This window comes from Enterococcus canis NBRC 100695, from assembly GCF_001544375.1.
GTDB lineage: Bacteria > Bacillota > Bacilli > Lactobacillales > Enterococcaceae > Enterococcus_H > Enterococcus_H canis.
The window spans coordinates 238,746-262,239 of sequence record NZ_BCQJ01000002.1 but is presented as its reverse complement, the minus strand read 5'-3'; the positions used below and the strand labels follow the sequence as shown (position 1 = coordinate 262,239).

Genomic DNA, 23,494 nt, shown 5'->3' with positions numbered 1-23,494 from the left:
CACTGGGAACATTTTGGGTTAATCAGAGTATCAGTCAAACAAAACTTCATGTACATCTTTTTGCAAGCATAACTATGGACAGAAGTTTTGTTAGGCTGTAAAGTGAAGTCAGTTTATAAGTTGGAGGGAAAGTACATATGTATGATGTGATTGTAATTGGCGCGGGACCAGCAGGAATGACGGCTGCGCTATATGCCTCACGGTCGAATTTATCTGTATTGATGATTGAACGTGGTGCGCCAGGCGGACAAATGAATAACACGGCAGAGATCGAAAACTACCCAGGATTTGAATCAATCATGGGACCAGAGTTGGCCTTTAAAATGTATGAAGGGGTTAGCAAATTTGGTACGGAAAACGCCTACGGAATTGTAATGGACATCAAAGACCAGGGTGACCATAAAGAAGTGATTTGTGAGGACCAAACCTATAAAGGTAAAACCGTAATTATTGCTACGGGCTGTGTGCATCGTAAATTAGGCGTTAAGGGTGAAGAAGAGTTTTCTGGACGTGGCGTATCTTATTGTGCTGTTTGTGATGGTGCCTTTTTCCGTAACAAACGTCTTTTAGTAATTGGCGGTGGGGATTCTGCTGTGGAAGAAGCGATTTATTTAACTCAATTTGCTTCCGAAGTAGTGATTGTTCATCGTCGCGATGAATTACGGGCTCAAAAAATTATTCAACAACGAGCATTTGATAATGAAAAAATTTCTTTTGAATGGGATACTGTTTTAGAAGAAATCGTAGGCAATGAAATGGTTGTGACCGGTGGGAAATTACGCAATCTCAAAACCAATGAAGTGAAAGAAGTTGCCGCAGATGGTGTTTTCATCTATGTTGGTCTGGATCCATTGACTGAACCTTTCGTTAAAGCTGGTTTAACCAATGCTGCCGGCTGGATTGAAACCGATGGCGAAATGAAAACCACCATGCCTGGTGTCTTTGCTATTGGCGATGTTCGTGAAAAAGACTTGCGTCAAATCACCACCGCCGTTGGTGAAGGCGGGATTGCCGGCCAACAAGTCTACAAATATCTAGAAGAAAACTAATCAATGAGGGACTGCCTTTAAGCAGTTCCTTTTTTTATTGGCTAAGGCTCAGGACACCGATTATTTATTTTGTCAGTAAAATGAAAAAATATTAAACATTCTCATTTTTTTGTTATTTTCTTGCTTTTTCTGCTTTTATCACGTATGTAAGAATGATATACTTATTTTGTAATTTAAAGATGAGAGAGGTGTTATTTCATGACTTGGGAACAAGTATATGAGCAATGGGTAAACGAAGAAAATCTTGATGAGAACATGAAAAAAGATTTAGCAGATCTAGGAGCAGATCCTGAAAAACGCAAAGACGCTTTTTATGCGCCTCTTGAATTTGGGACAGCTGGGATGCGTGGCATCTTAGGGGCTGGGATCAATCGGATGAATATTTACACGATTCGTCAAGCGACCGAAGGATTGGCTCGTTTTATGGACAGTCAAGATCCTGAAACAAAACGTCGTGGGGTTGCCATCGCTTATGATTCACGTCATATGTCACCGGAATTTGCCATGGAAGCTGCCAAAACATTGGCTCACCATGATATTCCATCTTTTGTATTTGAAAGCTTGCGGCCGACTCCAGAACTTTCTTTTGCTGTCCGCTATTTGAAAACCTTTACAGGTATCATGATCACTGCTTCCCACAATCCAGCTGAATATAACGGCTACAAGGTTTATGGCGAAGATGGTGGCCAAATGCCGCCGCATGATGCCGATGCGTTGACAACATATGTTCGCGGCGTTGAAAATCCTTTGAAAGTGGAAGTATTGTCTGATGAGGAAGTAGAACACAGCGGCTTAATCAACATTATCGGTGAAGAAGTCGACACAGCTTATTTGAAAGAAGTTAAAACCGTCACGATTAATCAAGCGCTGGTGGATGAACTGGGGAAAGAATTGAAATTGATTTACACGCCACTACACGGAACAGGCAAAATGTTGGGAGAAAAAGCCTTGAAACAAGCTGGCTTTGAAAAATTCCAATTAGTACCAGAACAAGCCGTGGCCGATCCTGATTTTACAACCGTAAAATCACCAAATCCGGAAGAACATTCAGCTTTTGAATATGCCATCCGTTTAGGTGAAAAAGAAGATGCCGATCTGTTAGTTGCAACGGATCCGGATGCTGACCGCTTGGGGGCAGCTGTCCGTTTACCAGATGGCACTTATCAAGTATTGACAGGAAACCAATTAGGGGCACTGATGATTCATTATATCTTGAAAGCTCACTGGGATGCCGGTACGTTACCAGAAAACGCGGTGGTATTGAAATCCATTGTTTCCAGCGAATTGCCAACAGTCATCGCAGAAAGCTATCAAACAAAGATGGTCAATGTTTTGACGGGCTTCAAATTTATTGCTGAAAAAATCAAACAATACGAAGTAGATCATAGTCAAACCTTTATGTTTGGTTTTGAAGAAAGCTATGGCTATTTAGTAAAACCATTTGTGCGGGATAAAGATGCTATTCAAGCACTTGTCTTGTTAGCGGAAGTAGCGGCCTTTTATAAAAAATCAGGGAAGACGCTTTATGACGGCCTACAAGATATTTTTGAAGAGTATGGCTACTACACTGAAAAAACAATCTCTGTGACTATGAGCGGTATTAGCGGCAGTGAAAAAATCAAAGCCTTGATGAAAAAATTCCGCGAAGAAGCCCCAACTGAATTTGGCGGCATTAAAGTAGCCTGCAGTGAAGACTTCCAAAGTCTGACACGCCGTTTTGCTGACGGAAAAGAGGAAAAACTCGAAACAGGGGCCTCTGATGTGTTAAAATACTTGCTGGAAGATGGTGGCTGGATCGCGGTTCGTCCTTCGGGAACAGAACCAAAGATCAAATTCTACTTGGCAACAAAAGCAGACTCGCAAGCAGCTGCTGATGAAAAAATTGCGAAGATGGAAGCAGCAATCAAAGCAATTACCGCAGAATAATCAAAGGATGAGCACTATGCAGACTGATATTGATAAAATAAGCCGCTTATTTAAAATGCTCGGCGACCCGACTCGGTTGAAAATTCTTTTATTTTTAAAGGGTGGGGAACAAAATGTGACAGCGATTGGTCAAGAACTAGCAATGGAGCAATCAGCAGTGTCGCATCAATTAAAATTGTTACGAGAAGCGGCGGTGGTTCGCTCCAGACGAGATGGTAAAACCATCTATTACTCCTTGGATGATCACCACGTCTTAGACATTTTAGATCTGACATTGGCGCATATCCAACATAGCTGATCAAAGCGACCAGTCTTTTAGAAAATCCTCTAAAAGACTGGTTTTTTTCGATAGAGTTCGTTATACTAATACCCATATTTATTAGAAAAAGATGAGTCCTTTTTAATGTTCTGGAAGGGAGCAACCTATGACACAACTAACGATTGGTCTTTTAGGCACGGGTACAGTCGGTACTGGCCTCTTAAACCATTTGCGCGATCAAACGAAATCTGCAGATTATGCCCAGTTTACAGTGAAAAAGGCGCTAGTCCGAAATATTGCCGCAAAGCAGGCCTTAGCTGCGCAATATCAGCTGGAACTAACCACTGATATTCGCGACATTGTCCAAGACCCGACAATTGATATCGTGGTGGAGCTGCTAGGAAAAATCGAACCAGCCCGTCAATATATCAAAATGGCCCTAGAAAATAGGAAGCATGTAGTGACCGCCAATAAAGATCTGATGGCCCTTCATGGAGAAGAATTGATTGCGCTGGCGCAGGCCCAAGGATGTGATTTGTACTACGAGGCTAGTGTGGCAGGTGGCATTCCTATTTTACGGACCTTAGCCGAAAGTTATCCTGGGGATACGATTCAAATGGTTCAAGGAATCGTCAATGGCACGACTAATTATATGCTGACGCAGATGTTTGCTGAGGGTCGTCAGTATGAAGAAGCACTCCAACAAGCACAGGAATTAGGCTTTGCTGAATCTGATCCTACGAATGATGTGGACGGTATTGATGCAGCTTATAAAATGATTTTACTGGGAGAGTTTGCCTTTGGCATGACCTTGCCATTTTCCGCGCTAAAAATTGCTGGAATCCGTCAAGTAACTTTGGCTGATGTTCAGCTAGCAGACCAGTTAGGTTATGTCATCAAATTGTTAGGCACCGTTAGCGAAACTGCCAGCGGGATTTACGGCGAGGTGATGCCGACACTTGTGGCGAAGACAGCTATTTTAGCGGCGGTTCAGCAAGAATTCAATGCTGTTGCGGTCACTAGCCAGGGGATTGGTTCGGCCTTGTATTACGGCCCTGGTGCGGGCGCTATGCCAACTGCTGCCAGTGTGGTAAGTGATTTGTTGAAAATCGCCCAAAATCAGGCAACCGCTAATCATGGCCAGCCCTTTAATGGGTACCACCGGCCGCTAGCTATTAGTCCAAAAGCGGAACGACTAGCGCGTTATTACTTAGCGTTAACGCCAGAAGCAGACCCTACGCAACTAACCACTATCTTAGACACAATCGGCATTTCATTACGTCAATTGATTGAAGGCGAGCGAACCGTCTTATTGACAGAAATCATCTCAGAAGTACAATTAGAAGAACTAACAACGCAGCTTTCGTCTACGCGAATCCAGTTGCACAATATCATGAAAGTTGAGGGATAGCTATGTATGAAGGATTATTAACACGTTATAAGGAGTATTTACCCATTACAGAAAATACCCCGTTGATCTCGCTAGCGGAGGGAAACACGCCCTTGATTCGCTTAAACAGTTTATCTGATGAGTTGGGAATCAATCTTTATGGAAAATATGAAGGCTTGAATCCGACAGGCTCTTTTAAAGACCGGGGGATGGTGATGGCCGTGGCCAAAGCCGTTGAAGCAGGAGCGAAAGCTATTATTTGCGCATCTACTGGTAATACCAGTGCGGCTGCCGCGGCTTACGCAACGCGAGCTGGCGTAAAAGCGTACGTGGTGATTCCTGATGGCAAGATTGCACTAGGCAAATTGGCGCAAGCCATCATGTATGGTGCAGATATCATTTCAATCCCTGGGAACTTTGATGAAGCACTAAAAGCGGTACGAGATATCGCTAATACAGAAGCGGTAGCCTTAGTTAACTCCGTCAACCCTTATCGTTTAGAGGGTCAAAAAACAGCGGCTTTTGAAATCTGCGAACAGCTTGGCAAGGCACCAGATGTTTTGGCGATTCCCGTGGGAAATGCTGGAAATATCTCAGCTTACTGGAAAGGCTTTAAAGAATGGCATGACCAAAAAGGAACGCTGTTGCCAAGAATGCACGGGTTTGAGGCAGAAGGGGCGGCAGCCATTGTGCGTGGAGAAGTGATTGAGCAACCGGAAACGATTGCGACTGCTATCCGAATTGGGAATCCAGCTAGCTGGAAATTGGCGGAAGCTGCTAGAGATGAGTCACATGGCTATATTGATTCTGTTACAGATGAAGAAATCCTTAATGCTTACCGCAAGGTAGCCGCTCAAGATGGCGTTTTTGTTGAGCCGGGTTCTGCGGCATCCCTAGCAGGCGTTATCAAGCATATTGCTAGTGGTCAAATCAAACCAGGAGAAACAGTCGTTACTGTCTTTACTGGTAATGGGCTGAAGGATCCTGATACGGCAATGTCCTCAGCCGATATCAAGATTCAGAAGATGGATGACGTGGAAGCCATGCGTCAACATCTACGGGACGGAGTGGCACAACTATGAGAATTAGAGTTCCAGCAACAACGGCTAACCTAGGCCCGGGCTTTGACTCTTGCGGTTTGGCTCTTTCCAGCTACCTGTCAATCGAAGTGATTGAAGAGGCGGATACCTGGCAGATTCAGCACCACTTAGGGAGTGAGATTCCCAGTGATGCTGAAAATTTGTTGGTTCAAACGGCTCTTAGAATCGCGCCAGAACTGAAGCCGCATGTGTTAAAAATGACCTCCGACATTCCACTGACGCGAGGTTTGGGCAGTAGTTCTAGTGTTATCGTTGCAGGTATTGAGTTGGCCAACCGCTTGCAACAGTTGAATTTGCCGCTGCATGAAAAGATTCGTTTAGCTACGGTGATAGAAGGACATCCTGATAATGTGGCGCCGGCTTTTTGCGGTAATTTAGTAGTGGCTGCTTACGTTGAGGATACTCTACACTATGCGACCCATCATTTTCCCGAATGTGATGTGATTGCTTTTATCCCTAAAAGACCCTTGGCAACCAGTGAGAGTCGTGGCCGCTTGCCACGAGAACTGCCATATAAAGACGCTGTTGCTGCTAGTGCCATTGCCAATGTGATGGTGGCGGCCGTTTCTAACGGTAATTTACCATTAGCAGGTCAGCTGATGGAGGAGGATCGCTGGCATGAGCCTTACCGAGCAGCCTTAGTTCCGTGGCTTTCTCGGATTCGTGACCTAGGTCACCGCCATGGTGCTTATGGGACTTTTTTAAGCGGGGCGGGACCAACTGTTTTGATGCTGACACCTAGCGAGGTTACGGCATCCCTGCTAGCGGCTTTAGCCCCTTTAGCCGAAGAAATCGATGCGACTGTGGAATCCTTATCTGTCGATCAAGAAGGCGTCCAAGTCTTCTAGCAAAAAAAGCCTAACATCACTTCTGCGGAAGTAGTGTTAGGCTTTTGGCATATCCGTTGTTTAAGGTTATTTACGATTTTCCATATCCTGATTAAAATAACTGTGATCTTCTAAATCAAGGGCATTTAAAATCATTGAAGCTGTTTCTTCAATGGAAAGCTGCGCGACATTAATGACGACACAACCTAATTTTTGATACAAATCATTGGCGAAGGCTAATTCCTTTTTGATTTTGTCTATGTCTGAGTAGGCGGTATCGGGATTAAGTCCGTAAGCCCGCATCCGTTCTTTACGGATACTGTTTAGAATTTCTGGATCATTGGTCAATCCTACGATTTTTTTAGGGTCAACTTCCCAAATTTGTTTTGGAATATGCGCCTCAGGAATCAAAGGTAGATTAGCAACCTTCAAGTTTTTATTGGCTAAGAACAGACTGAGAGGGGTCTTGGAAGTCCGCGAGACACCTAATAACACCACGTCTGCTTCTAAAAAGCCGCGGGGATCTTTTCCATCATCATATTTCACTGCAAATTCCATCGCCTTGATCCGGCGGAAGTAATTTTCGTTTAAATGGTGAAGGGCGCCTGGTTCCCGCGTAGGCAACACGGCACTGCGTTCTTCAAATTCCGCTACGACAGGTGTCAAAATATCGTAGCAAAACATGCCATTTTCTTGGCAGAAATCATTGGCAGTTTTGACTAACCCGGGGTCAATGATGGTATGCAGGACTAAGGCATTTTCCTCTTTGGCTTCGTTCAAGGCCTTCAGCAGAACCTCCTCATCATTCACAAAGGTTCGGCGGAACAGACAAAACTCCACGGATGGATACTGTGCCATAGCTGCTTGGGCTAATTTAGAGGCCGTTTCACCGGCGGAATCGGAAATGACAAAAATCGTGATCAAGTTATTTGTTTCTTCTGGGGTCATTAAAACGTTCCTTTCTTGATTTTTTCATAGAATTATTATACCATAAGTCACGATGAAGTTCGTGGACCTTTTGAAAGGATGAGAAAGATGAGTCAAACCAATCTAATTGAATCCGCCTTAGAGACGATGAAGGCCAATGGCTTGAAGTATACCAAAAAACGGGAGGCGATGATCAGTTTCTTGATCCGACGCAACCGTTACGTCTCTGCTCGTGAAGTCTATGACTTTATGCAAAATGATTATCAAGGAATCAGCTATGATACGATTTATCGTAATTTACATGATTTTGAGACGCTGAACCTTTTAGAAGAAACTGAATTGAATGGCGAAAAAAAATTCCGTTTCCAATGTTGCCAAGGTGAAGTGGGACATCATCACCATTTTATTTGTACTGTTTGTGGCAAAACCAAGGAGATTCACATGTGTCCCATGGACTTTTTCGCCGAGCAATTAGCCGGTTGTGAGATCGAAGGACACCGCTTTGAGATCTTTGGCCGTTGCGAAGACTGCCGTTGAAACTTACAGAAACAACGATTTCACGAAAGAAGTCGTTGTTTTTTTATTTATTTTGTCAAGGATGGTTGACGGTAAATTAAGCATTGGCTATAATATTTAAAGGACGGTGTTCTTTACTGATGTATGAAAACAGAAAAGAAAAACGGTTACTTTTTGAGCTCGGAGGGAGGGAATCTTAACATGTCAAAAACAGTCGTTCGTAAAAACGAGTCTCTTGATGATGCTCTTCGTCGCTTCAAACGTTCCGTTTCTAAAGCTGGTACGTTGCAAGAATCACGTAAACGTGAATTCTACGAAAAACCAAGCGTAAAACGCAAGAAAAAATCAGAGGCAGCTAGAAAACGTAAAAAATTCTAGTTGATGAGGAGTTGGTAGTATGTCATTACTAACAACGTTGAATGAAGACATGAAAACCGCGATGAAGGCTAAAGACAAAGAATCTCTAACCGTTATTCGGATGTTAAAGTCGGCTATTCAAAACGAACAGATCAAAGAAGGTCGCGAATTAAATGACGAAGAAGAATTAACGGTTTTATCTCGTGAGATGAAGCAACGTCGTGATTCTTTAGCGGAATTTGAAAAAGCGGACCGGACGGATCTGGTAGAAAAAGTTCAAAAAGAGATTGTTATCGTTGAAAAATACCTACCAGCCCAATTATCAGAAGCTGAAATCCGGGAGATCGTTCAAAATGCGATTGATCAAACTGGTGCGACTTCACCAAAGGAATTTGGCAAGGTGATGGGTGCTGTCATGCCAAAAGTCAAAGGCAAAGCAGATGGTAACCAAGTCAATGCAATCGTCAAAGAACTTTTAAATTAACGCATAAAGCCTGTGACTAAGTCACAGGCTTTTTTGTGTCGCTCAAGTGCTGAAGCGGCAAAGAGCAAACCTTCCCTTGGAGAACAGTTGCTGTGCATCAAACAGAAATATGGTATTATTGTAGGGAATGAAACGAAAAAGGAGATGTACTTTTTGACTGCGGATTCGCTAGAGATAAAATTACAAGATACAGATGATGTCAGCATGCTGTTAGGCGCGCATGACAAGCATATAAAATTTTTAGAAGACAACACGGGGATCGTCATTAACTCTCGTGGAGAAACGATTCAGCTAGTAGGCGAACTGGATAACATTCAATTGGTGGCAGCCGTCATCAAACAACTGCTAGTTTTGATTCATCGCGGTATCAAAATTGGCACACCTGATGTGGTAACGGCCCTGAAGATGGCAAAAGCAGGCACACTGGATGCCTTTTTGACAATGTATGAGGAAGAAATTTTAAAGGACCGTAATGGTCGCCCCATTCGCATCAAAAATCTTGGTCAGAAAAAATATGTCGAGGCCATCAAAAAGCATGATGTCGTCTTTGGCATCGGCCCTGCCGGAACCGGGAAAACCTTTTTAGCAGTGGTAATGGCCATTGCGGCTTTAAAAAAAGGCGAAGTTCAGAAAATTATTTTAACGCGTCCAGCAGTTGAAGCTGGCGAAAACCTCGGGTTCTTACCAGGAGATTTAAAAGAAAAAGTTGATCCTTACTTGCGACCAGTTTATGACGCCCTTTATCAGATTTTTGGTCTGGAGCATACAAATCGCTTAATGGAACGCAATGTAATCGAAATTGCCCCGCTAGCTTATATGCGCGGTCGGACCTTGGATGAAGCATTTGTTATTCTTGATGAAGCACAAAATACGACAGTCGCTCAAATGAAGATGTTTTTAACGCGGCTGGGCTTTAATTCCAAGATGATTGTTAATGGAGATACTAGTCAGATTGATTTACCTAAAGGGGTAACCAGTGGGCTAGTCCATGCGGAGCGAACTTTAAGCAATATCAAGAAAATTGATTTCGTTAATTTTGAAGCTAGTGATGTGGTACGACATCCGGTAGTTGCAGAAATAATCCGGGCGTACGAAGAGGACAGTTTACGACACTAGGAAAGGAGTCGAGCCATGCGCAGAACGCTTTCGCAAATACAAGGAAAAATGGGTAAATGGTTTACACCCACCGTACTGGTAATTTTTAGTCTGTTTTTGTTTCTGATCATGTTTACTAGCGTACGGCAAAAATCCATTAACATTCAAGTGGGTCAGTTGGCAGAAGAAACCCTGCGAGCGAATAAAACCATTGAGAATACACATGAAACCGAGCAGAAAAAGCAATTAGCTGCTGAGGCAGTGACCCCTGAATACAACTATCAGGAAGATCTTGGGGCAACCCAGCATGAACGAATCCAAAACCTTTTCACCATGATAGGGGAAGTCAACAAAAAGGCAGACGCTGATTACCAGGCTGCCAAAGATAAGGCTAAAAAGGATCAAACGGTCCCTGAGCCAACGGTAGAGGAGAAAGTTGCCGCCCTGAAATCTCGTTTTGAATCCTTAAACCAAGATGATATTGCCTTTTATCAAGCCTTACCTAATGCTTTTTACGAAAGTATCTTTGCAATGAATGATGCTGATGTAAGCAAGGTAGAAACAGAAAGTCTTAAGCTTGTGGACGGTGCAATGTCTGAACACGTTCGCAGTACGAATCTGGATCAGTTAAAGCAAAATGCCAACGACAAGATCCAGTATCTAGATGCTAGCTCGAATATGCAACAGGCAATCCGCTATTTAATCAATCAAGGGATTGTTGTCAACGATGTCTATAATGAAAAACGAACCGAAGAGCTGAAACAACAGGCTAGAGATAATGTACAGCCCGCCATGATTTACCAAGGGGAAATCATTGTCAGAGAAGGTGTCCAAATCGATCAAAAAGCGATGGAAAAATTGGAACTCTTAGGGATGACCAATCAAAATTCCTCCTTCTTTCCAATCGTTGCGTTGATTTTGGCAATCTTGTTACAAGTTTTTGTGTTACTGTATCTCATTCGACAAATGTCAGATGTCGAACAGCGTTACTTATTATTGGTCTTTTACACAGTTGCTATGGGCTTGAGCCTCTTGCTTATGAAATTCTTCCAGATTTTCCAAACAGAGCAAATGACCTTTATTCCGCTGTTTTATCCAGCCGCCTTCACGCCATTAGTTTTAAGTATCTTTATCAATCGGCGGGCGGGGATACTGGGAGCCGTGTTCCAAGTTCTTTTCGCCATTTTCGTTTATTATGATTCAGTAGGAACAAACTTTTTAACAGTCGTACTAGTCGCCTACTTATTTGCTGGTACCATGGCCTCTATGCTGAAACGCCAGCGCATCGGCGACCAAGGGATTCAAGCACTAGTCTGGGTAGTAGTGATTCCGACATTAGTCAATATCGTCTTAGTCATCTACCAAGGGATGTCCCTAACGGAAGGCCGTACGTGGACCACGTTGGCTTGTGCCGTCGCCGGTAGCGTTCTATCCTATCTGTTAACGATGGGCTTACATCCTTATATTGAACTATTGGTAACAGATGACAGTATGATTGTCTTGAATGAGTTGAGTAATCCTAACCATCCATTATTAAAACAGTTATTGGAAGAAGCACCTGGCACCTATCATCACAGTATGATGGTAGCTAGTCTTAGTGCTAACGCCGTCGCAGAGATTGGTGGACGCTCGCTATTGACCCGTGTGGCTTGTTATTATCATGATATTGGTAAAATTAAACATGCCAATTTCTTCGTGGAAAATTTACCAGCCGGCGCTGAAAATCCGCATAATTTCTTGTTGCCAGAGGATAGTAAACAAATAATCTTTGGCCATGTGATTGATGGAGCTAAAATTTTAGAAGAGTATCATATGCCCCAAATGGTGGTAGATATTTGCCGTCAGCACCACGGGACGACCTTAATGAAATACTTCTTCGTGAAAGCACAGGAACGCAATCCTGAAGTGACGGAGGAGGAATTCCGCTACCCTGGACCAAAACCGCAAACGCGGGAGGCCGGTATCGTGAATATTGCCGATAGTTGTGAGGCAGCCGTACGGGCGATGGATCATCCAACAAATGAAAAAATTCAAAAATTTGTGCATAACCTAATTGCCGGTCGGATCAAAGATGGCCAATTGGATGAATGTGGTTTGACGATGAAAGAGATTCGGATTGTGGAACGCTCAATCATCAATGGTCTCTGCTCAACCTTCCACTCACGGATCAAATATCCGAAGATGAAATCTGAAGCGGAAAAAATGAAAGAAGAACAAGAAAAGAGTGAAGACTAATGGATATCACTATGGTAGATGAAACACAAGAATTAACAACAGAACAGATGGCCAATGTCGAAAAACTGTTGGATTTCGCAGCTGATTTCTTGAAAATTGCACCAGATACAGAGATGTCAGTAACTTTTATGGATAATGCCGCGATTCGTGAAATCAATCGTGATTACCGAGGAAAAGATGCCCCAACAGATGTCATCAGCTTTGCCATCGAAGAAGAAGGCGAAGATGAAATACCTATCATTTTTGAAGATGAGGCCGATATGCTGCCACGTAATTTGGGCGATATTATGATTTCCGTAGAACGGACCCATGAACAAGCAGAAGAATATGGCCATTCCTTTGAACGGGAATTAGGCTTCTTAGCACTGCATGGTTTCCTGCACCTCAACGGGTATGACCATATGGAGCCTGAAGATGAAAAAGTCATGTTCGGTTTACAAAAAGAAATTCTTGATGCCTATGGACTCAAGAGATAAGCGAACAGAAAAAAATAAGACGTTTATTGCGTCGCTAGAGTTTGCCTTGCAAGGCGTCCGCACCGTTTTTGAGGAAGAACGGAATATGCGTAAGCATGTGGTTTTAGGTGTCTTGACGATAATTGCGGGGCTCTTCTTTCAGCTGACCATTTTTGAATGGCTGTGGCTTTTATTAGCCATTTTTCTCGTCTGGATTGTGGAAGTCATTAATACGGCGTTTGAAAACGTCGTAGATATGGTGACTGATTTCCATTTCCATGATATTGGCAAAAAAATCAAAGACATGGCAGCAGGAGCAGTGTTAACAACGGCCTGTTTTGCTGTGATCGTAGGCGTCTTGATATTCGGTCCCAAAATTTGGACACTCATTACACAAATCTTTTAGGAGGTACTTATGACAGAACATAAATCTGGTTTTGTTGCAATCGTTGGTAGACCTAACGTCGGCAAATCAACTTTATTGAACCGCGTTGTCGGTCAAAAAATCGCCATTATGAGCGACAAAGCCCAAACTACTCGTAACAAAATTCAAGGGGTGTATACCACACCAGAAGCACAGTTGATTTTTATTGATACACCAGGAATTCATAAACCAAAACATCGTCTAGGCGATTTCATGGTGGAGGCGGCCTATAGCGCTTTACGTGAAGTAGATGTGGTACTGTTTATGATTGCAGCCGACCAAAAGCGTGGCAAAGGGGACGATTTCATTATCGAACGCTTAAAGCAAGTTGAAGTTCCCGTGTTTCTATTAATTAATAAAATCGATAAAGTACATCCGGATGCATTACTGGAAATTATTGAAGACTACCGGACGCAAATGCCCTTCGCAGAAGTGGTGCCGATTTCAGCTACGGAAGGCAACAATGTCGATCGCTTAATGACTACTTTAGTCAATGAAATGCCGGAAGGCCCACAATATTATCCAGATGATCAAATCACAGACCATCCAGAATATTTCGTTGTCTCTGAACTGATTCGTGAAAAAGTGTTGCTGTTGACGCGCGATGAAGTTCCTCATTCTGTGGCTGTAGTGGTGGACTCTATGAAGCGTAATGAGAACGATAAAGTTCATATCCAAGCAACCATCATTGTGGAGCGTGATAGTCAAAAAGGCATCATTATCGGTAAGGGCGGTAAGATGTTGAAGCAGGTGGGCACAAAAGCTCGTATCGATATCGAGAACCTGCTAGGGGATAAAGTCTTCCTTGAATTATGGGTCAAGGTTCAAAAAGACTGGCGGGATAAAAAAGTTTATCTGCAAGATTTTGGGTACCGAAAAGACGATTATTAAACTGAAGCACAAGTCAAGCCTAAGGGCGGCTTGTGCTATTTTTGTGAGGTGAGAAGATGCGCTATGAGAAAATCGTACCAACTGAAAACTATCCTTTTAAAATTTTTGTCTTTCAAATGAAGAGTCCTGACCGATTAGTGCCCTCCCATTGGCATGAAAGCGGCGAACTACTCTATTGCCTGTCCGGTGAGCTGGAGGTAACATTTCCCAATCAAACATTTAAATTAGCGGCGGGTGATCTGCTTTTCATCAATTCAAATATGGTTCACTCCTCACGAAGTCTGGTTCCTGGCCACTGTCTAGCCATCCAATTTCCCCTGGAATATTTGCAGACAGAAACAGAAGGCGAATATGGTCAACGCTTTTTATTTGATGTGACCCCAGACGTTCAAAATCAAGGCATCGCAGACCTACTAGAGGAGATCATTACACAATTTAAAGCAGGTTCGTTGAGTCAGCATTTATTTGTAAAAAGTAAGATATTGGCCCTGCTAGCAGAGCTGTGTGAGAGCTATACAATTCCAGCTGCACAGATTCAGGATGTAAAGTCATTAAAGCATTTGGAACGTCTCAAAATTGTTAATGAGTATATTCAGGAGCACTTTCAGGAAGAATTATCAATCCAAGAGGTGGCAGCGGCTTTTAATTATAATGCTTCCTATTTTTCACGTTTTTATAAAAAATATATGGGGATCACCTATAGCGATTATTTGACTTCACTACGCTTAGAGGCGGCTTACCGCAGTTTGCGGGATACCGATGCGACTATTTTAGAGATTGCTTATCTTAGCGGCTTTGCGACCGTTAAGGCTTTTTATAATAGTTTCAAGAAGAATTACGGGCTATCACCGCAGCAATATCGTGTGAAGTACTTTAAAAAAAGTCATTAAACTTCCGATTTTTCGTCAGCAAAAGCACCGATATGTAATCGTTATCAACGTATACTAAAGGCACAAATCATTTGGAGGGAATCACATGAAAGAAAAAATTACGGCCTTTTTTGACCGGGTCAGTCCTTGGTTCGACAAAATGGGGAACAATCCTTATCTGCAAACGATCTCTGGAGCAATGATGTCTACTTTGGGGCCGGTCTTTATCGGTTCTATCGCTGTTTTACTAGTTGTTTTGATGAACATGGTCCCAGCCCTGCAAGGACTAACCCAATTGACTGCTGTGTTAGGTAAAGTTAACACCATGACGATTGGTAGCCTGGCTATTTACATCGCTATTTTAATGGCCTATCATTTGGTACGCAAATTGGATGAGAATGAAGATCCTATTTCAGCAGCCGTTATTTCATTATTGAGTTTCTTAATCATTACACCAATCGGCCAAATGACAGACGAATCTACCGGAATTCCAACCACTTGGTTAGGGGCACAAGGAGTCTTCTCTGCAATGATCGTTGGGTTAGTTAGCGCACGTCTTTACTTAGCCATCAAACGGAAAGGCTGGACAATTAAAATGCCAGCTGGCGTTCCACCAATGGTAACGCGAATGTTTGAATCATTGATCCCAACTGTTTTGATTGGCGTTTTGTTTATCGTAGTTGATTTACTATTCAACATGACTTCCTTTGGCAGCATGCATCAATTCGTCTACACTGTTATCCAGGAACCACTAAAAGGTATCGGCGGCTCACTAGGCGCAATGATTATCTTGAGCTTGTTACAACAAATCTTGTGGTTCTTCGGAATTCATGGGACTAACGTTATCTTGCCATTAGTGACACCACTTTGGATGGCGATGGACGTCGAAAATCTGAATGCAGTTCAAGCGGGTCAAATGCCGCCCAATATCTTAGGTTTAGCGTTCTTCAATATCATTACTTTTGGTGGGATGGCTCTGGGGTTGGTTCTACTAATGCTACGCTCAAAGAGCAAACAATATCGCGAGGTTGGTAAAATTTCCATCGTTCCAGCTTTGTTCGGAATCACTGAACCAGTCATCTTCGGGACACCACTCGTATTGAATTTTGATTTGGCCTTCCCATTCATTACCAACAATACGATTGCTTTAGTTTTGGCCTACTTCTTGACGAAAATCGGTCTGGTAGCGCGCTTCACAGGAGTACAGGCAATCTTTGGCTTACCGGTCGGGTTCCATGCCGCGGTCCAAGGGGCATTATCGATTATCTTATTACAATTATTCATTCAATTTATCTTGTCTCCAGTCTTATGGTATCCATGGTTCAAACGCTTGGACATGAAAACATATAAAGCGGAACAAGAAGCTAAATAGGAGGTCTCCATGAAAGAGCAGGCATTACGCGAATTACAAAACACGCTTACGTGGCCAGAAAAAATCGGCCAATTGATCCAATTATCAGGGGACTTTTTCCAAAGTGAAGCTTTGGCAGTCGGTCCGAAACAAAAACTAGGGATTGATCAAGATACAGTCGATATGGTTGGCTCCGTTTTAAACGTAACAGGAGCAGAAACAACAGAACGGATTCAAGAAAATTATTTGGCCAATAGCCGCCATAAAATTCCACTATTGTTCATGGCCGATATCATTTATGGCTACCGCACGATTTTTCCAATTCCGCTAGGCTTGGGAGCGACTTGGAATCCAGCGCTTATCAAACAGGCTTATCAAGTAACCGCTACAGAATCACGGGCGGCAGGCGCTCACGTTACCTTTGCACCCATGGTGGATCTAGTACGAGATGCTCGCTGGGGTCGCTGTCTAGAATCTACGGGAGAAGATCCTACCCTGAATGCAGATTATGCCAAAGCGATGGTGGAAGGCTTGCAAGGGGAAAACCTTGAAGGGATTGCCTCTTGCGTGAAACATTTTGCCGCATATGGGGCAGCTGAGGCTGGACGTGAGTACAATACGGTGGATATGTCAGAACGCCGATTACGTCAAGATTATCTTAGTGGTTACCAAGCGGCGGTTGATGCTGGTTGTAAATTAGTCATGACATCTTTCAACACATACGATGGCATGCCCGTTACCGGAAATGAATTCTTGTTGAAAGAAATCTTACGGAAAGAATGGGGCTTTGATGGTGTGATCATCTCAGACTATGCCGCGATTCAAGAACTGATTGCTCACGGGGTAGCCGCAGATGACCGTGAAGCTACTCAACTAGCAATGGAAGCAACAACCGATATCGATATGAAAACCAGTTGCTATGCAAAGCAGTTAGAACCACTGATCAAAGATGGACTGATTGATCCTCAATTGGTGGAAGATGCGGTTTGGCGTGTCTTGAAATTGAAAAATGATTTAGGCCTTTTTGAAGATCCTTATCGTGGGGCATCAAAAGAAAAAGAACAAGCGACATTACTGTCAGATGAAAATCGGGCATTATCACGGCAAGTGGCTTCAGAGGCAGTTGTGTTATTACAAAACAAAGACAACTTATTGCCCCTAACCCCAAATCAAGAGAAGATCCTATTAGTTGGTCCTTATGGCGATAAACAAGATTTGATTGGATTGTGGGCCGTCCACGGAAAAACAACGGATGTTACTACGTTGAAAGAGGCGTTAGCAAATGAGTTGACACCGGACTTTTTCAACTATGCTAAAGGATGCGATATGTTAGCTGACTACTCCTTCTTAGGCGAGTTTGGTGCAACAAAAGAACAAATTGCCTCAATCGGTCTATCAGAAGCAGAGCGAGAGGCAGCATTGGCAGAGGCATTGGCGTTAGGTGAAACTGCGGATGTAATCATCTTTGCTATGGGCGAGCATACCATGCAAAGTGGTGAGGCTGGCAGCCGGACCGATATCACGCTCCCTGAAATCCAAAAAGACTTTATGGAGCAAATGGTCGCTTTAGGAAAGAAAAATATTTTGATTAGTATTAGTGGCCGCCCGCTAGTTTATACAAAAGAAGTTGCCCAGATGGATGCTATCTTGCAAGCTTGGTTCCCAGGAACTGAAGGTGCTAATGCCATTGCAGACTTACTGTTTGGTAAAGCGAATCCTTCTGGCCGTTTAAGCATGAGCTTTCCTTATGATGTGGGGCAGTTACCTCTTTATTACAATGAGTTTAAAACCGGTCGTCCGCTAACGAGTACGACGCATAAAGGTCGCTTTGTCTCAAAATACTTAGACAGCCCGAACCAGCCGCTATTTCCGTTTGGCTTTGGTCTAAGCTACAGCCAAGTCGTTTATCAAGAGCTAAAACTAAGTAGTACAGAGATGACTGATGAATTGACGGTAACGGTAACGGTAAGCAACCAATCAGATCGTGACTGTCTGGAAACCCTGCAGCTCTATCTACAGGATGTAACAGGCTCAGTTGTTCGTCCAGTGAAGGAACTGAAGAAATACCAAAAAATTGCTTTAGCAGCCGGTGAAACCAAAACGGTATCATTTGAACTAACGCGAGCAGATTTGTATTACTACCAACGTGACATGAGTTTTGGTGTCGAACCAGGGGAATTCCTAGTGTTCGTAGGCCCCAACTCAGAAGAAGTTTTGGAAGCAAAATTTGATTTACGATAAACGAAAGGACTCTGCTATTGGCGGAGTCTTTTTCTTTTTAGGGGAGAGATGCTATAATAAACCTCGAAGTTTTAAGACGGGCGGGAAGAACCATGCGGACCAATATTGGGGAAACAAAAGGGATTATCCTTTTTACACGCAACTATAAAGAGAAAGACAAACTGGTAAAAATTTTTACGGAGTCCTATGGCAAGTTGATGTTTTATGTTAAAGGTGCTAGTCGCCCTAACAATCCCTTGGCGGCAGCAATCTTGCCTTTTTCAAAGGCAACCTTTGTGGGGGATTTTCGTGGTGAAGGCTTATCCTTTCTGAATAGCTACAAATTTTTAACCAGCTATACTAAAATTCAAGAAGATATTTTTATCAGCGCTTATGCCACCTATATTCTGGGGCTTGTAGATGCGGCAATTGATGATCGGGTATATGACCCAGCGTTATTTGGTTTTGTTAGTGAAGCATTGGCGCTATTGAATGAAGGTCAGGATCCTGAAGTGATCACCGCTATCTTTGAAGTGCAGATGTTAGAACGCTTCGGTGTGCGGCCAGTTTGGGATCAATGTGCGGTTGGTGGCGAGAGAAGTGGCCGTTTTGATTACTCCTTTAAATACAATGGCGTTATTTGTGAGAAACACTTTGCTTTAGATCCTCACCGGCTACATGCAGATCCTCGTGCTATCTACTTTCTGCGGATGTTTTCTGCAATCCGTTATGATCAGATTCAGTCAATTTCGGTTAAGCCAGCCACGAAGCAAGCTATTCGTAGCGTCTTAGACCAGTTGTATGACGAGTATGTGGGGATTCATTTGAAGAGTAAAAAATTTATTGATGACATGCAAAAATGGGCGGATGTCATGAAACGTCCAGAACAGGAAGAGGGCTAAACCAAATGCATATGACACACATGGCACATATGATGAGAACTAGTATGATGGAGGGCGGCCACTTTCCTTGGCGACTGCTGGGCTTGTTAGTCCTCGTTGGCTTACTAGCTTGGGGAATTCGCCGTTACAATCATTCAGTAACCAGCCACCATCAATATCCTTCAGCTTCAGATAGTTCAGATAACGAGGAATGGACGGATTTTTAGTGAATGTGTGAATAGAAACTAATTGACAGCTCTTCCCGTTGTAAGCTATTATAAGGAAGAATTGAATATCCTACACAAAGATCAAGCACAGTAAAAGTAGCGCAACACAAGCGAGTTCGGGAGAGTGTGAGCCGAATGTTAGCGGATTTTGAAGAGGCACTTGGGAGTGTAGCCAATGAAGCTGCCGATGGATTCATCGGAAGTAGGGTGGAACCGCGAATTTTTCGTCCCTATGTCGTAATGACATAGGGACTTTTTTTATTGGAGAGGAAGTGAACAGAATGCCGTTTGATATGCTGATTGAAGCAAAAGAATTCAGTGAAAATAAGTTAAAAGTCTTATCCCCAGCAACGCTGCAAGTACGGGTCCTAGCAGACGGAAACGAATTAGAACGTTTTGAAACGAATCCCAAAGAGACGATCTATACGTTAAAAACGCCTTTGACTGAAGAAATGCAAGTGGAAGTTACCTTAGTTCCCGGGCAAGTCGTCGCTTTTTATCCCGTTGTGAATGCTTTATAAGTAGGAGGAAATTATGAAAAAAACACTAACCGTGCAGGAAATGATCCTGACTTTGCAAAAATTTTGGTCCTCTAATGGCTGTATGCTGATGCAGGCCTATGATACGGAAAAAGGAGCGGGTACCATGAGTCCTTATACCTTTTTACGGGCGATTGGACCTGAACCTTGGAACGCTGCTTACGTAGAGCCTTCTCGCCGTCCAGCAGATGGTCGCTATGGTGAAAATCCCAACCGTTTGTATCAACATCATCAATTTCAAGTTGTGATGAAACCATCACCAGAAAATATCCAAGAATTATATTTAGAAAGTCTGCGTTTACTAGGAATCGAACCGCTAGAACATGATATCCGTTTTGTTGAAGACAACTGGGAAAATCCTTCGATGGGTTGTGCCGGTCTTGGCTGGGAAGTTTGGTTGGATGGTATGGAAATTACGCAGTTTACCTATTTCCAACAAGTTGGTGGCTTACCATGTAAACCAGTTACTTCCGAAATCACCTATGGTATCGAGCGTTTGGCTTCTTATATTCAAGAGGTGGAAAGTGTCTATGATCTTGAGTGGGCAGACGGCGTCCGTTATGGTGAGATTTTTAAACAACCAGAATATGAACATTCAAAATATTCATTTGAAGTCAGCAATCAAAACTTATTGCTGCAATTGTTTGATGAATATGAGAAAGAAGCCAAACGTTGTATCGCAGATAGCTTGGTCCATCCAGCCTATGATTACATTTTGAAATGTAGCCACACCTTCAATTTGTTAGATGCTCGCGGAGCAGTTTCGGTAACTGAGCGGGCAGGCTACTTGTCCCGAATCCGTAATATGGCAAAATCAGTGGCGAAAATCTTTGTGGCAGAACGTGAAAAATTAGGATTCCCATTATTAAACAAGGAGGCGAACTAAAATGGCAAAAGACCTATTACTTGAAATTGGCTTAGAAGAGATGCCGGCACACGTGGTTTCGCCTACTAGTAAGCAATTAGAAGCAAAAATCATTGCCTTTTTAGATGAAAATCGTTTAGGTTATGAATCTGTCCAGTCTTTCTCAACACCTCGGCGTTTGGCGATTCGGGTAACGCAGATTCCTGATCGTCAAGAAGACACACAAGAAGAAGTTAAAGGACCAGCGAAAAAAATTGCCCAAGATGCTGAAGGCAATTGGTCGAAAGCCGCCGAAGGTTTTGTTCGCGGTCAAGGTCTAACAACTGACGCCATCACTTTTCGTGAGGTCAATGGGGTGGAGTATGTCTATGTCACGAAATACCAACATGGCTTAGAAGCAATCGAAGTATTAACCGGCTTGCGAGATATTATTATGGGCTTAACCTTCCCAGTTACGATGCATTGGGCTAACTACGATTTTGAATATATCCGCCCAATTCATTGGATTGTAGCTTTATTAGATGAAGAAGTGATTCCATTTGAAATCTTGGATGTCACTACTGGCAAAGCTAGTCGAGGCCATCGTTTCTTAGGCGATGACGTGACTATCGACAATCCTAGTGAATATGAAACAAAAATGAAGGAACAATTCGTCATTGCGGATGCGAAAGAGCGGGAAACCATGATTGTGGCGCAAATGAACGCCTTAGCTGCTGAGAAGGATTGGCAATTACGTATCGATCCAGACTTATTGGAAGAAGTCACCAACTTAGTGGAATACCCAACTGCTTTTGTGGGCAGCTTTGAAGAGCAATATTTATCGGTACCAGAAGAAGTCTTAGTGACTTCCATGAAGGAACACCAACGTTATTTCGAGGTTCGTTCGGCTAATGGACTATTGTTACCACACTTTATCTCGGTACGTAACGGGAACAATGTGAAAATCGAGAACGTCGTAAAAGGGAACGAAAAAGTTCTCACGGCACGCTTGGAAGATGCTGAGTTCTTCTATAATGAAGACAAGAAGTTAACTATTGCTGCTTGCGTTGAAAAATTGAAGAGCGTAACATTCCATGAAAAGATTGGTTCAATCTATGAAAAAATGGCGCGGGTCCAAGTGATTGCGGCAATTTTAGCAGACAAAGTAGGCCTTTCTGATGAAGAAAAACGTGATTTACAACGTGCTAGTGAAATCTACAAATTTGACCTAGTAACCAATATGGTAGGCGAGTTTCCTGAATTGCAAGGAATCATGGGGGAAATTTATGCTTTGTCACAAGGGGAAACACCGGCTGTGGCGCAAGCAATTCGTGAACATTATCTGCCAATTTCTAGTGAAGGAGAGCTGCCAGCTTCTAAAGTGGGTGCAGTCTTGGCCATTGCGGATAAATTGGATAGTGTCTTTACCTTCTTTGCTGCTGGGATGATTCCAAGTGGTTCTAACGATCCATATGCACTGCGCCGCCAAACATACGGCATCGTGCGCATCGTGGATCAAGAACAATGGGCTTTCCCATTGGCAGAATTGGAATTAGAGATTCAGGCGGCCATTAACGCTGACCCAGAAACCTATGGCATTCAATTGAACAGCGGTCAAGAAGAAGTGCTGCAGTTTGTGAAAGCTCGTTTGCGCCAATTACTGACAGCCCGCAATGTGCGTCACGATGTGATTGACGCAGTCATTTCTTCAGAACAAACCGATTTGACGAAGGTTTTTGTCAATGCGGATGTTCTGAAAAAACATTTGTTGGATGATGACTTTAAACCATCTATCGAAGCCTTGACGCGTGTCTTGAATCTAGCGAAAAAAGGCCGGGAATTATTGACGGAAGCTGATATGACAATCAATCCTAAGCTTTTCCAAAATGATTCTGAAAAAGAATTATATCAAGCAGTTGAAAAAGTAGCGGCTGATTTTGAGGGACAAACGGCGGCAGAAAACTACGAAGCACTACGCAGTTTGCGTCCTTATATCGAGCATTACTTTGATGAAACGATGGTCATGGATGAAGACCCTAAAGTAAAAGAAAACCGTTTGAAACAGCTGTTGAAGATTGCTGGAATGGCATTATCTATCGCCAGTCTGGATGCGTTGATCGTAAAATAAAGCACTACAGTCTGAGGTTGGGACAGAAGCGTCTGAATAGATGCTCCTATCCCAACCTTTTTTGAGCAAATCATTGGCTGCTTTTTTTAAAGATGCGTATACTATGTCTGAGGAGGTGAGTGGATGGAAATCACAATCACACCGGCAGCGCAAGTGCTAATTTTAGCACATAAGCCGGCTCAAGCAAAATTACTCTTAGATCGTGAAGATGGTCGTGGACCTTACACAGAAGGTATGATGTGTTGTGCTTTAGAGCTGAGTTTCCGCTTACTATGGGTTCCTGATAGCGAACAAGCACTGTATCCCACTAAAATTGAGACAGCGGTTGGGGCGCTTTACTTAAAAGAAGGCGCGGTGCTGTTCCTAGATAAAAATTTGGTATTGGATGTCAATCCTTCTTCCGGAGTACTTTACTTAAAAGGGAACGGTGGTCGGATTGCTAACCACGTGCGGGTTGAAAGCATGATGAGCGTATAAAAAAATCAGAAGGAACGCAGTAT

The 23,494-nt window shown here is 43.1% G+C and carries 25 protein-coding genes; 24 read left to right on the top strand and 1 reads right to left on the bottom strand.

Going from position 1 to position 23,494, the window contains the following annotated elements; translation table 11 throughout:
• Positions 1 to 137 precede the first annotated feature (137 nt).
• The 6 genes from trxB to thrB all read left to right on the top strand — a co-directional run bounded on the left by trxB (position 138) and on the right by thrB (position 6,572).
• Positions 138 to 1,049, top strand: a complete 912-nt coding sequence (gene trxB / locus ECA01S_RS04665) for a thioredoxin-disulfide reductase (protein WP_067391847.1) — start codon at positions 138 to 140, stop codon at positions 1,047 to 1,049.
• A 198-nt stretch (positions 1,050 to 1,247) separates the two neighbouring features.
• Positions 1,248 to 2,975, top strand: coding sequence for a phospho-sugar mutase (locus tag ECA01S_RS04660; protein ID WP_067391843.1), 1,728 nt, complete (start codon positions 1,248 to 1,250; stop codon positions 2,973 to 2,975).
• 7 nt (positions 2,976 to 2,982) lie between these two features.
• Positions 2,983 to 3,273 (top strand): ArsR/SmtB family transcription factor, encoded by a 291-nt coding sequence (locus tag ECA01S_RS04655; protein ID WP_067391840.1) that lies wholly within the window; start codon positions 2,983 to 2,985, stop codon positions 3,271 to 3,273.
• A 127-nt stretch (positions 3,274 to 3,400) separates the two neighbouring features.
• A complete protein-coding gene (locus ECA01S_RS04650) occupies positions 3,401 to 4,645 on the top strand; it encodes a homoserine dehydrogenase (RefSeq protein WP_067391836.1) in 1,245 nt (414 codons plus the stop codon).
• Positions 4,646 to 4,647: 2 nt separating this feature from the next.
• Positions 4,648 to 5,706: a threonine synthase gene (gene thrC / locus ECA01S_RS04645; RefSeq protein WP_067391833.1), complete on the top strand. Its 1,059-nt coding sequence runs from the start codon at positions 4,648 to 4,650 to the stop codon at positions 5,704 to 5,706.
• Positions 5,703 to 6,572 carry a homoserine kinase gene (gene thrB, locus ECA01S_RS04640; protein WP_067391830.1) on the top strand — a complete coding sequence of 290 codons (870 nt, stop codon included), beginning with the start codon at positions 5,703 to 5,705 and terminating at the stop codon, positions 6,570 to 6,572. The genes thrC and thrB overlap by 4 nt, the downstream gene beginning before the upstream one ends.
• Before the next feature lie 66 nt (positions 6,573 to 6,638).
• Here the strand turns inward: thrB and ECA01S_RS04635 are convergent, their stop codons facing one another.
• The gene (locus ECA01S_RS04635; protein WP_067391828.1) at positions 6,639 to 7,499 is read right to left on the bottom strand and encodes a pyruvate, water dikinase regulatory protein; all 861 of its coding nucleotides are present in this window, start codon (positions 7,497 to 7,499) and stop codon (positions 6,639 to 6,641) included.
• 87 nt (positions 7,500 to 7,586) lie between these two features.
• Here ECA01S_RS04635 and ECA01S_RS04630 point away from each other — a divergent pair, with 87 nt between their 5' ends.
• The 18 genes from ECA01S_RS04630 (at position 7,587) to ECA01S_RS04550 (ending at position 23,471) form a co-directional block, all read left to right on the top strand.
• On the top strand, positions 7,587 to 8,015 hold the full coding sequence (locus ECA01S_RS04630; RefSeq protein ID WP_067391825.1) for a Fur family transcriptional regulator: 429 nt from the start codon (positions 7,587 to 7,589) through the stop codon (positions 8,013 to 8,015).
• A 180-nt stretch (positions 8,016 to 8,195) separates the two neighbouring features.
• Complete coding sequence (rpsU, locus tag ECA01S_RS04625; RefSeq protein ID WP_002356740.1) at positions 8,196 to 8,372, top strand: 30S ribosomal protein S21; 177 nt, start codon at positions 8,196 to 8,198, stop codon at positions 8,370 to 8,372.
• Positions 8,373 to 8,391: 19 nt separating this feature from the next.
• A complete protein-coding gene (locus tag ECA01S_RS04620; protein WP_067391822.1) occupies positions 8,392 to 8,835 on the top strand; it encodes a GatB/YqeY domain-containing protein in 444 nt (147 codons plus the stop codon).
• Between the two features lie 144 nt (positions 8,836 to 8,979).
• Positions 8,980 to 9,951 (top strand): PhoH family protein, encoded by a 972-nt coding sequence (locus tag ECA01S_RS04615; RefSeq protein ID WP_143139552.1) that lies wholly within the window; start codon positions 8,980 to 8,982, stop codon positions 9,949 to 9,951.
• A 15-nt stretch (positions 9,952 to 9,966) separates the two neighbouring features.
• Positions 9,967 to 12,165 carry an HD family phosphohydrolase gene (locus tag ECA01S_RS04610; RefSeq protein ID WP_067391816.1) on the top strand — a complete coding sequence of 733 codons (2,199 nt, stop codon included), beginning with the start codon at positions 9,967 to 9,969 and terminating at the stop codon, positions 12,163 to 12,165.
• On the top strand, positions 12,165 to 12,641 hold the full coding sequence (gene ybeY, locus ECA01S_RS04605; RefSeq protein WP_067391813.1) for an rRNA maturation RNase YbeY: 477 nt from the start codon (positions 12,165 to 12,167) through the stop codon (positions 12,639 to 12,641). The genes ECA01S_RS04610 and ybeY overlap by 1 nt, the downstream gene beginning before the upstream one ends.
• Positions 12,625 to 13,026 (top strand): diacylglycerol kinase family protein, encoded by a 402-nt coding sequence (locus ECA01S_RS04600; protein WP_174519961.1) that lies wholly within the window; start codon positions 12,625 to 12,627, stop codon positions 13,024 to 13,026. Before ybeY ends, ECA01S_RS04600 begins: the two co-directional genes overlap by 17 nt.
• A 9-nt stretch (positions 13,027 to 13,035) precedes the next feature.
• Positions 13,036 to 13,935 (top strand): GTPase Era, encoded by a 900-nt coding sequence (gene era / locus ECA01S_RS04595; protein WP_067391806.1) that lies wholly within the window; start codon positions 13,036 to 13,038, stop codon positions 13,933 to 13,935.
• A gap of 56 nt (positions 13,936 to 13,991) precedes the next feature.
• A complete protein-coding gene (locus tag ECA01S_RS04590; protein ID WP_067391803.1) occupies positions 13,992 to 14,825 on the top strand; it encodes an AraC family transcriptional regulator in 834 nt (277 codons plus the stop codon).
• 85 nt (positions 14,826 to 14,910) lie between these two features.
• Positions 14,911 to 16,176 (top strand): PTS sugar transporter subunit IIC, encoded by a 1,266-nt coding sequence (locus ECA01S_RS04585; RefSeq protein ID WP_067391799.1) that lies wholly within the window; start codon positions 14,911 to 14,913, stop codon positions 16,174 to 16,176.
• 9 nt (positions 16,177 to 16,185) lie between these two features.
• Positions 16,186 to 18,396, top strand: coding sequence for a beta-glucosidase BglX (gene bglX / locus ECA01S_RS04580; protein WP_067391796.1), 2,211 nt, complete (start codon positions 16,186 to 16,188; stop codon positions 18,394 to 18,396).
• A 92-nt stretch (positions 18,397 to 18,488) separates the two neighbouring features.
• Complete coding sequence (gene recO / locus ECA01S_RS04575) at positions 18,489 to 19,277, top strand: DNA repair protein RecO (RefSeq protein ID WP_067391794.1); 789 nt, start codon at positions 18,489 to 18,491, stop codon at positions 19,275 to 19,277.
• 20 nt (positions 19,278 to 19,297) lie between these two features.
• Positions 19,298 to 19,483, top strand: a complete 186-nt coding sequence (locus tag ECA01S_RS04570) for a hypothetical protein (RefSeq protein WP_143139543.1) — start codon at positions 19,298 to 19,300, stop codon at positions 19,481 to 19,483.
• A 126-nt stretch (positions 19,484 to 19,609) separates the two neighbouring features.
• The gene (locus tag ECA01S_RS14705) at positions 19,610 to 19,732 is read left to right on the top strand and encodes a hypothetical protein (RefSeq protein WP_281176636.1); all 123 of its coding nucleotides are present in this window, start codon (positions 19,610 to 19,612) and stop codon (positions 19,730 to 19,732) included.
• A 32-nt stretch (positions 19,733 to 19,764) separates the two neighbouring features.
• Positions 19,765 to 20,004 carry a hypothetical protein gene (locus ECA01S_RS04565; RefSeq protein WP_067391788.1) on the top strand — a complete coding sequence of 80 codons (240 nt, stop codon included), beginning with the start codon at positions 19,765 to 19,767 and terminating at the stop codon, positions 20,002 to 20,004.
• A gap of 13 nt (positions 20,005 to 20,017) precedes the next feature.
• Positions 20,018 to 20,908, top strand: coding sequence for a glycine--tRNA ligase subunit alpha (glyQ, locus tag ECA01S_RS04560; protein WP_067391785.1), 891 nt, complete (start codon positions 20,018 to 20,020; stop codon positions 20,906 to 20,908).
• A 1-nt stretch (position 20,909) separates the two neighbouring features.
• Positions 20,910 to 22,994, top strand: a complete 2,085-nt coding sequence (gene glyS, locus ECA01S_RS04555) for a glycine--tRNA ligase subunit beta (RefSeq protein WP_067391782.1) — start codon at positions 20,910 to 20,912, stop codon at positions 22,992 to 22,994.
• A 123-nt stretch (positions 22,995 to 23,117) separates the two neighbouring features.
• Positions 23,118 to 23,471, top strand: coding sequence for an iron-sulfur cluster biosynthesis family protein (locus ECA01S_RS04550; RefSeq protein ID WP_067391778.1), 354 nt, complete (start codon positions 23,118 to 23,120; stop codon positions 23,469 to 23,471).
• Positions 23,472 to 23,494 lie beyond the last annotated feature (23 nt).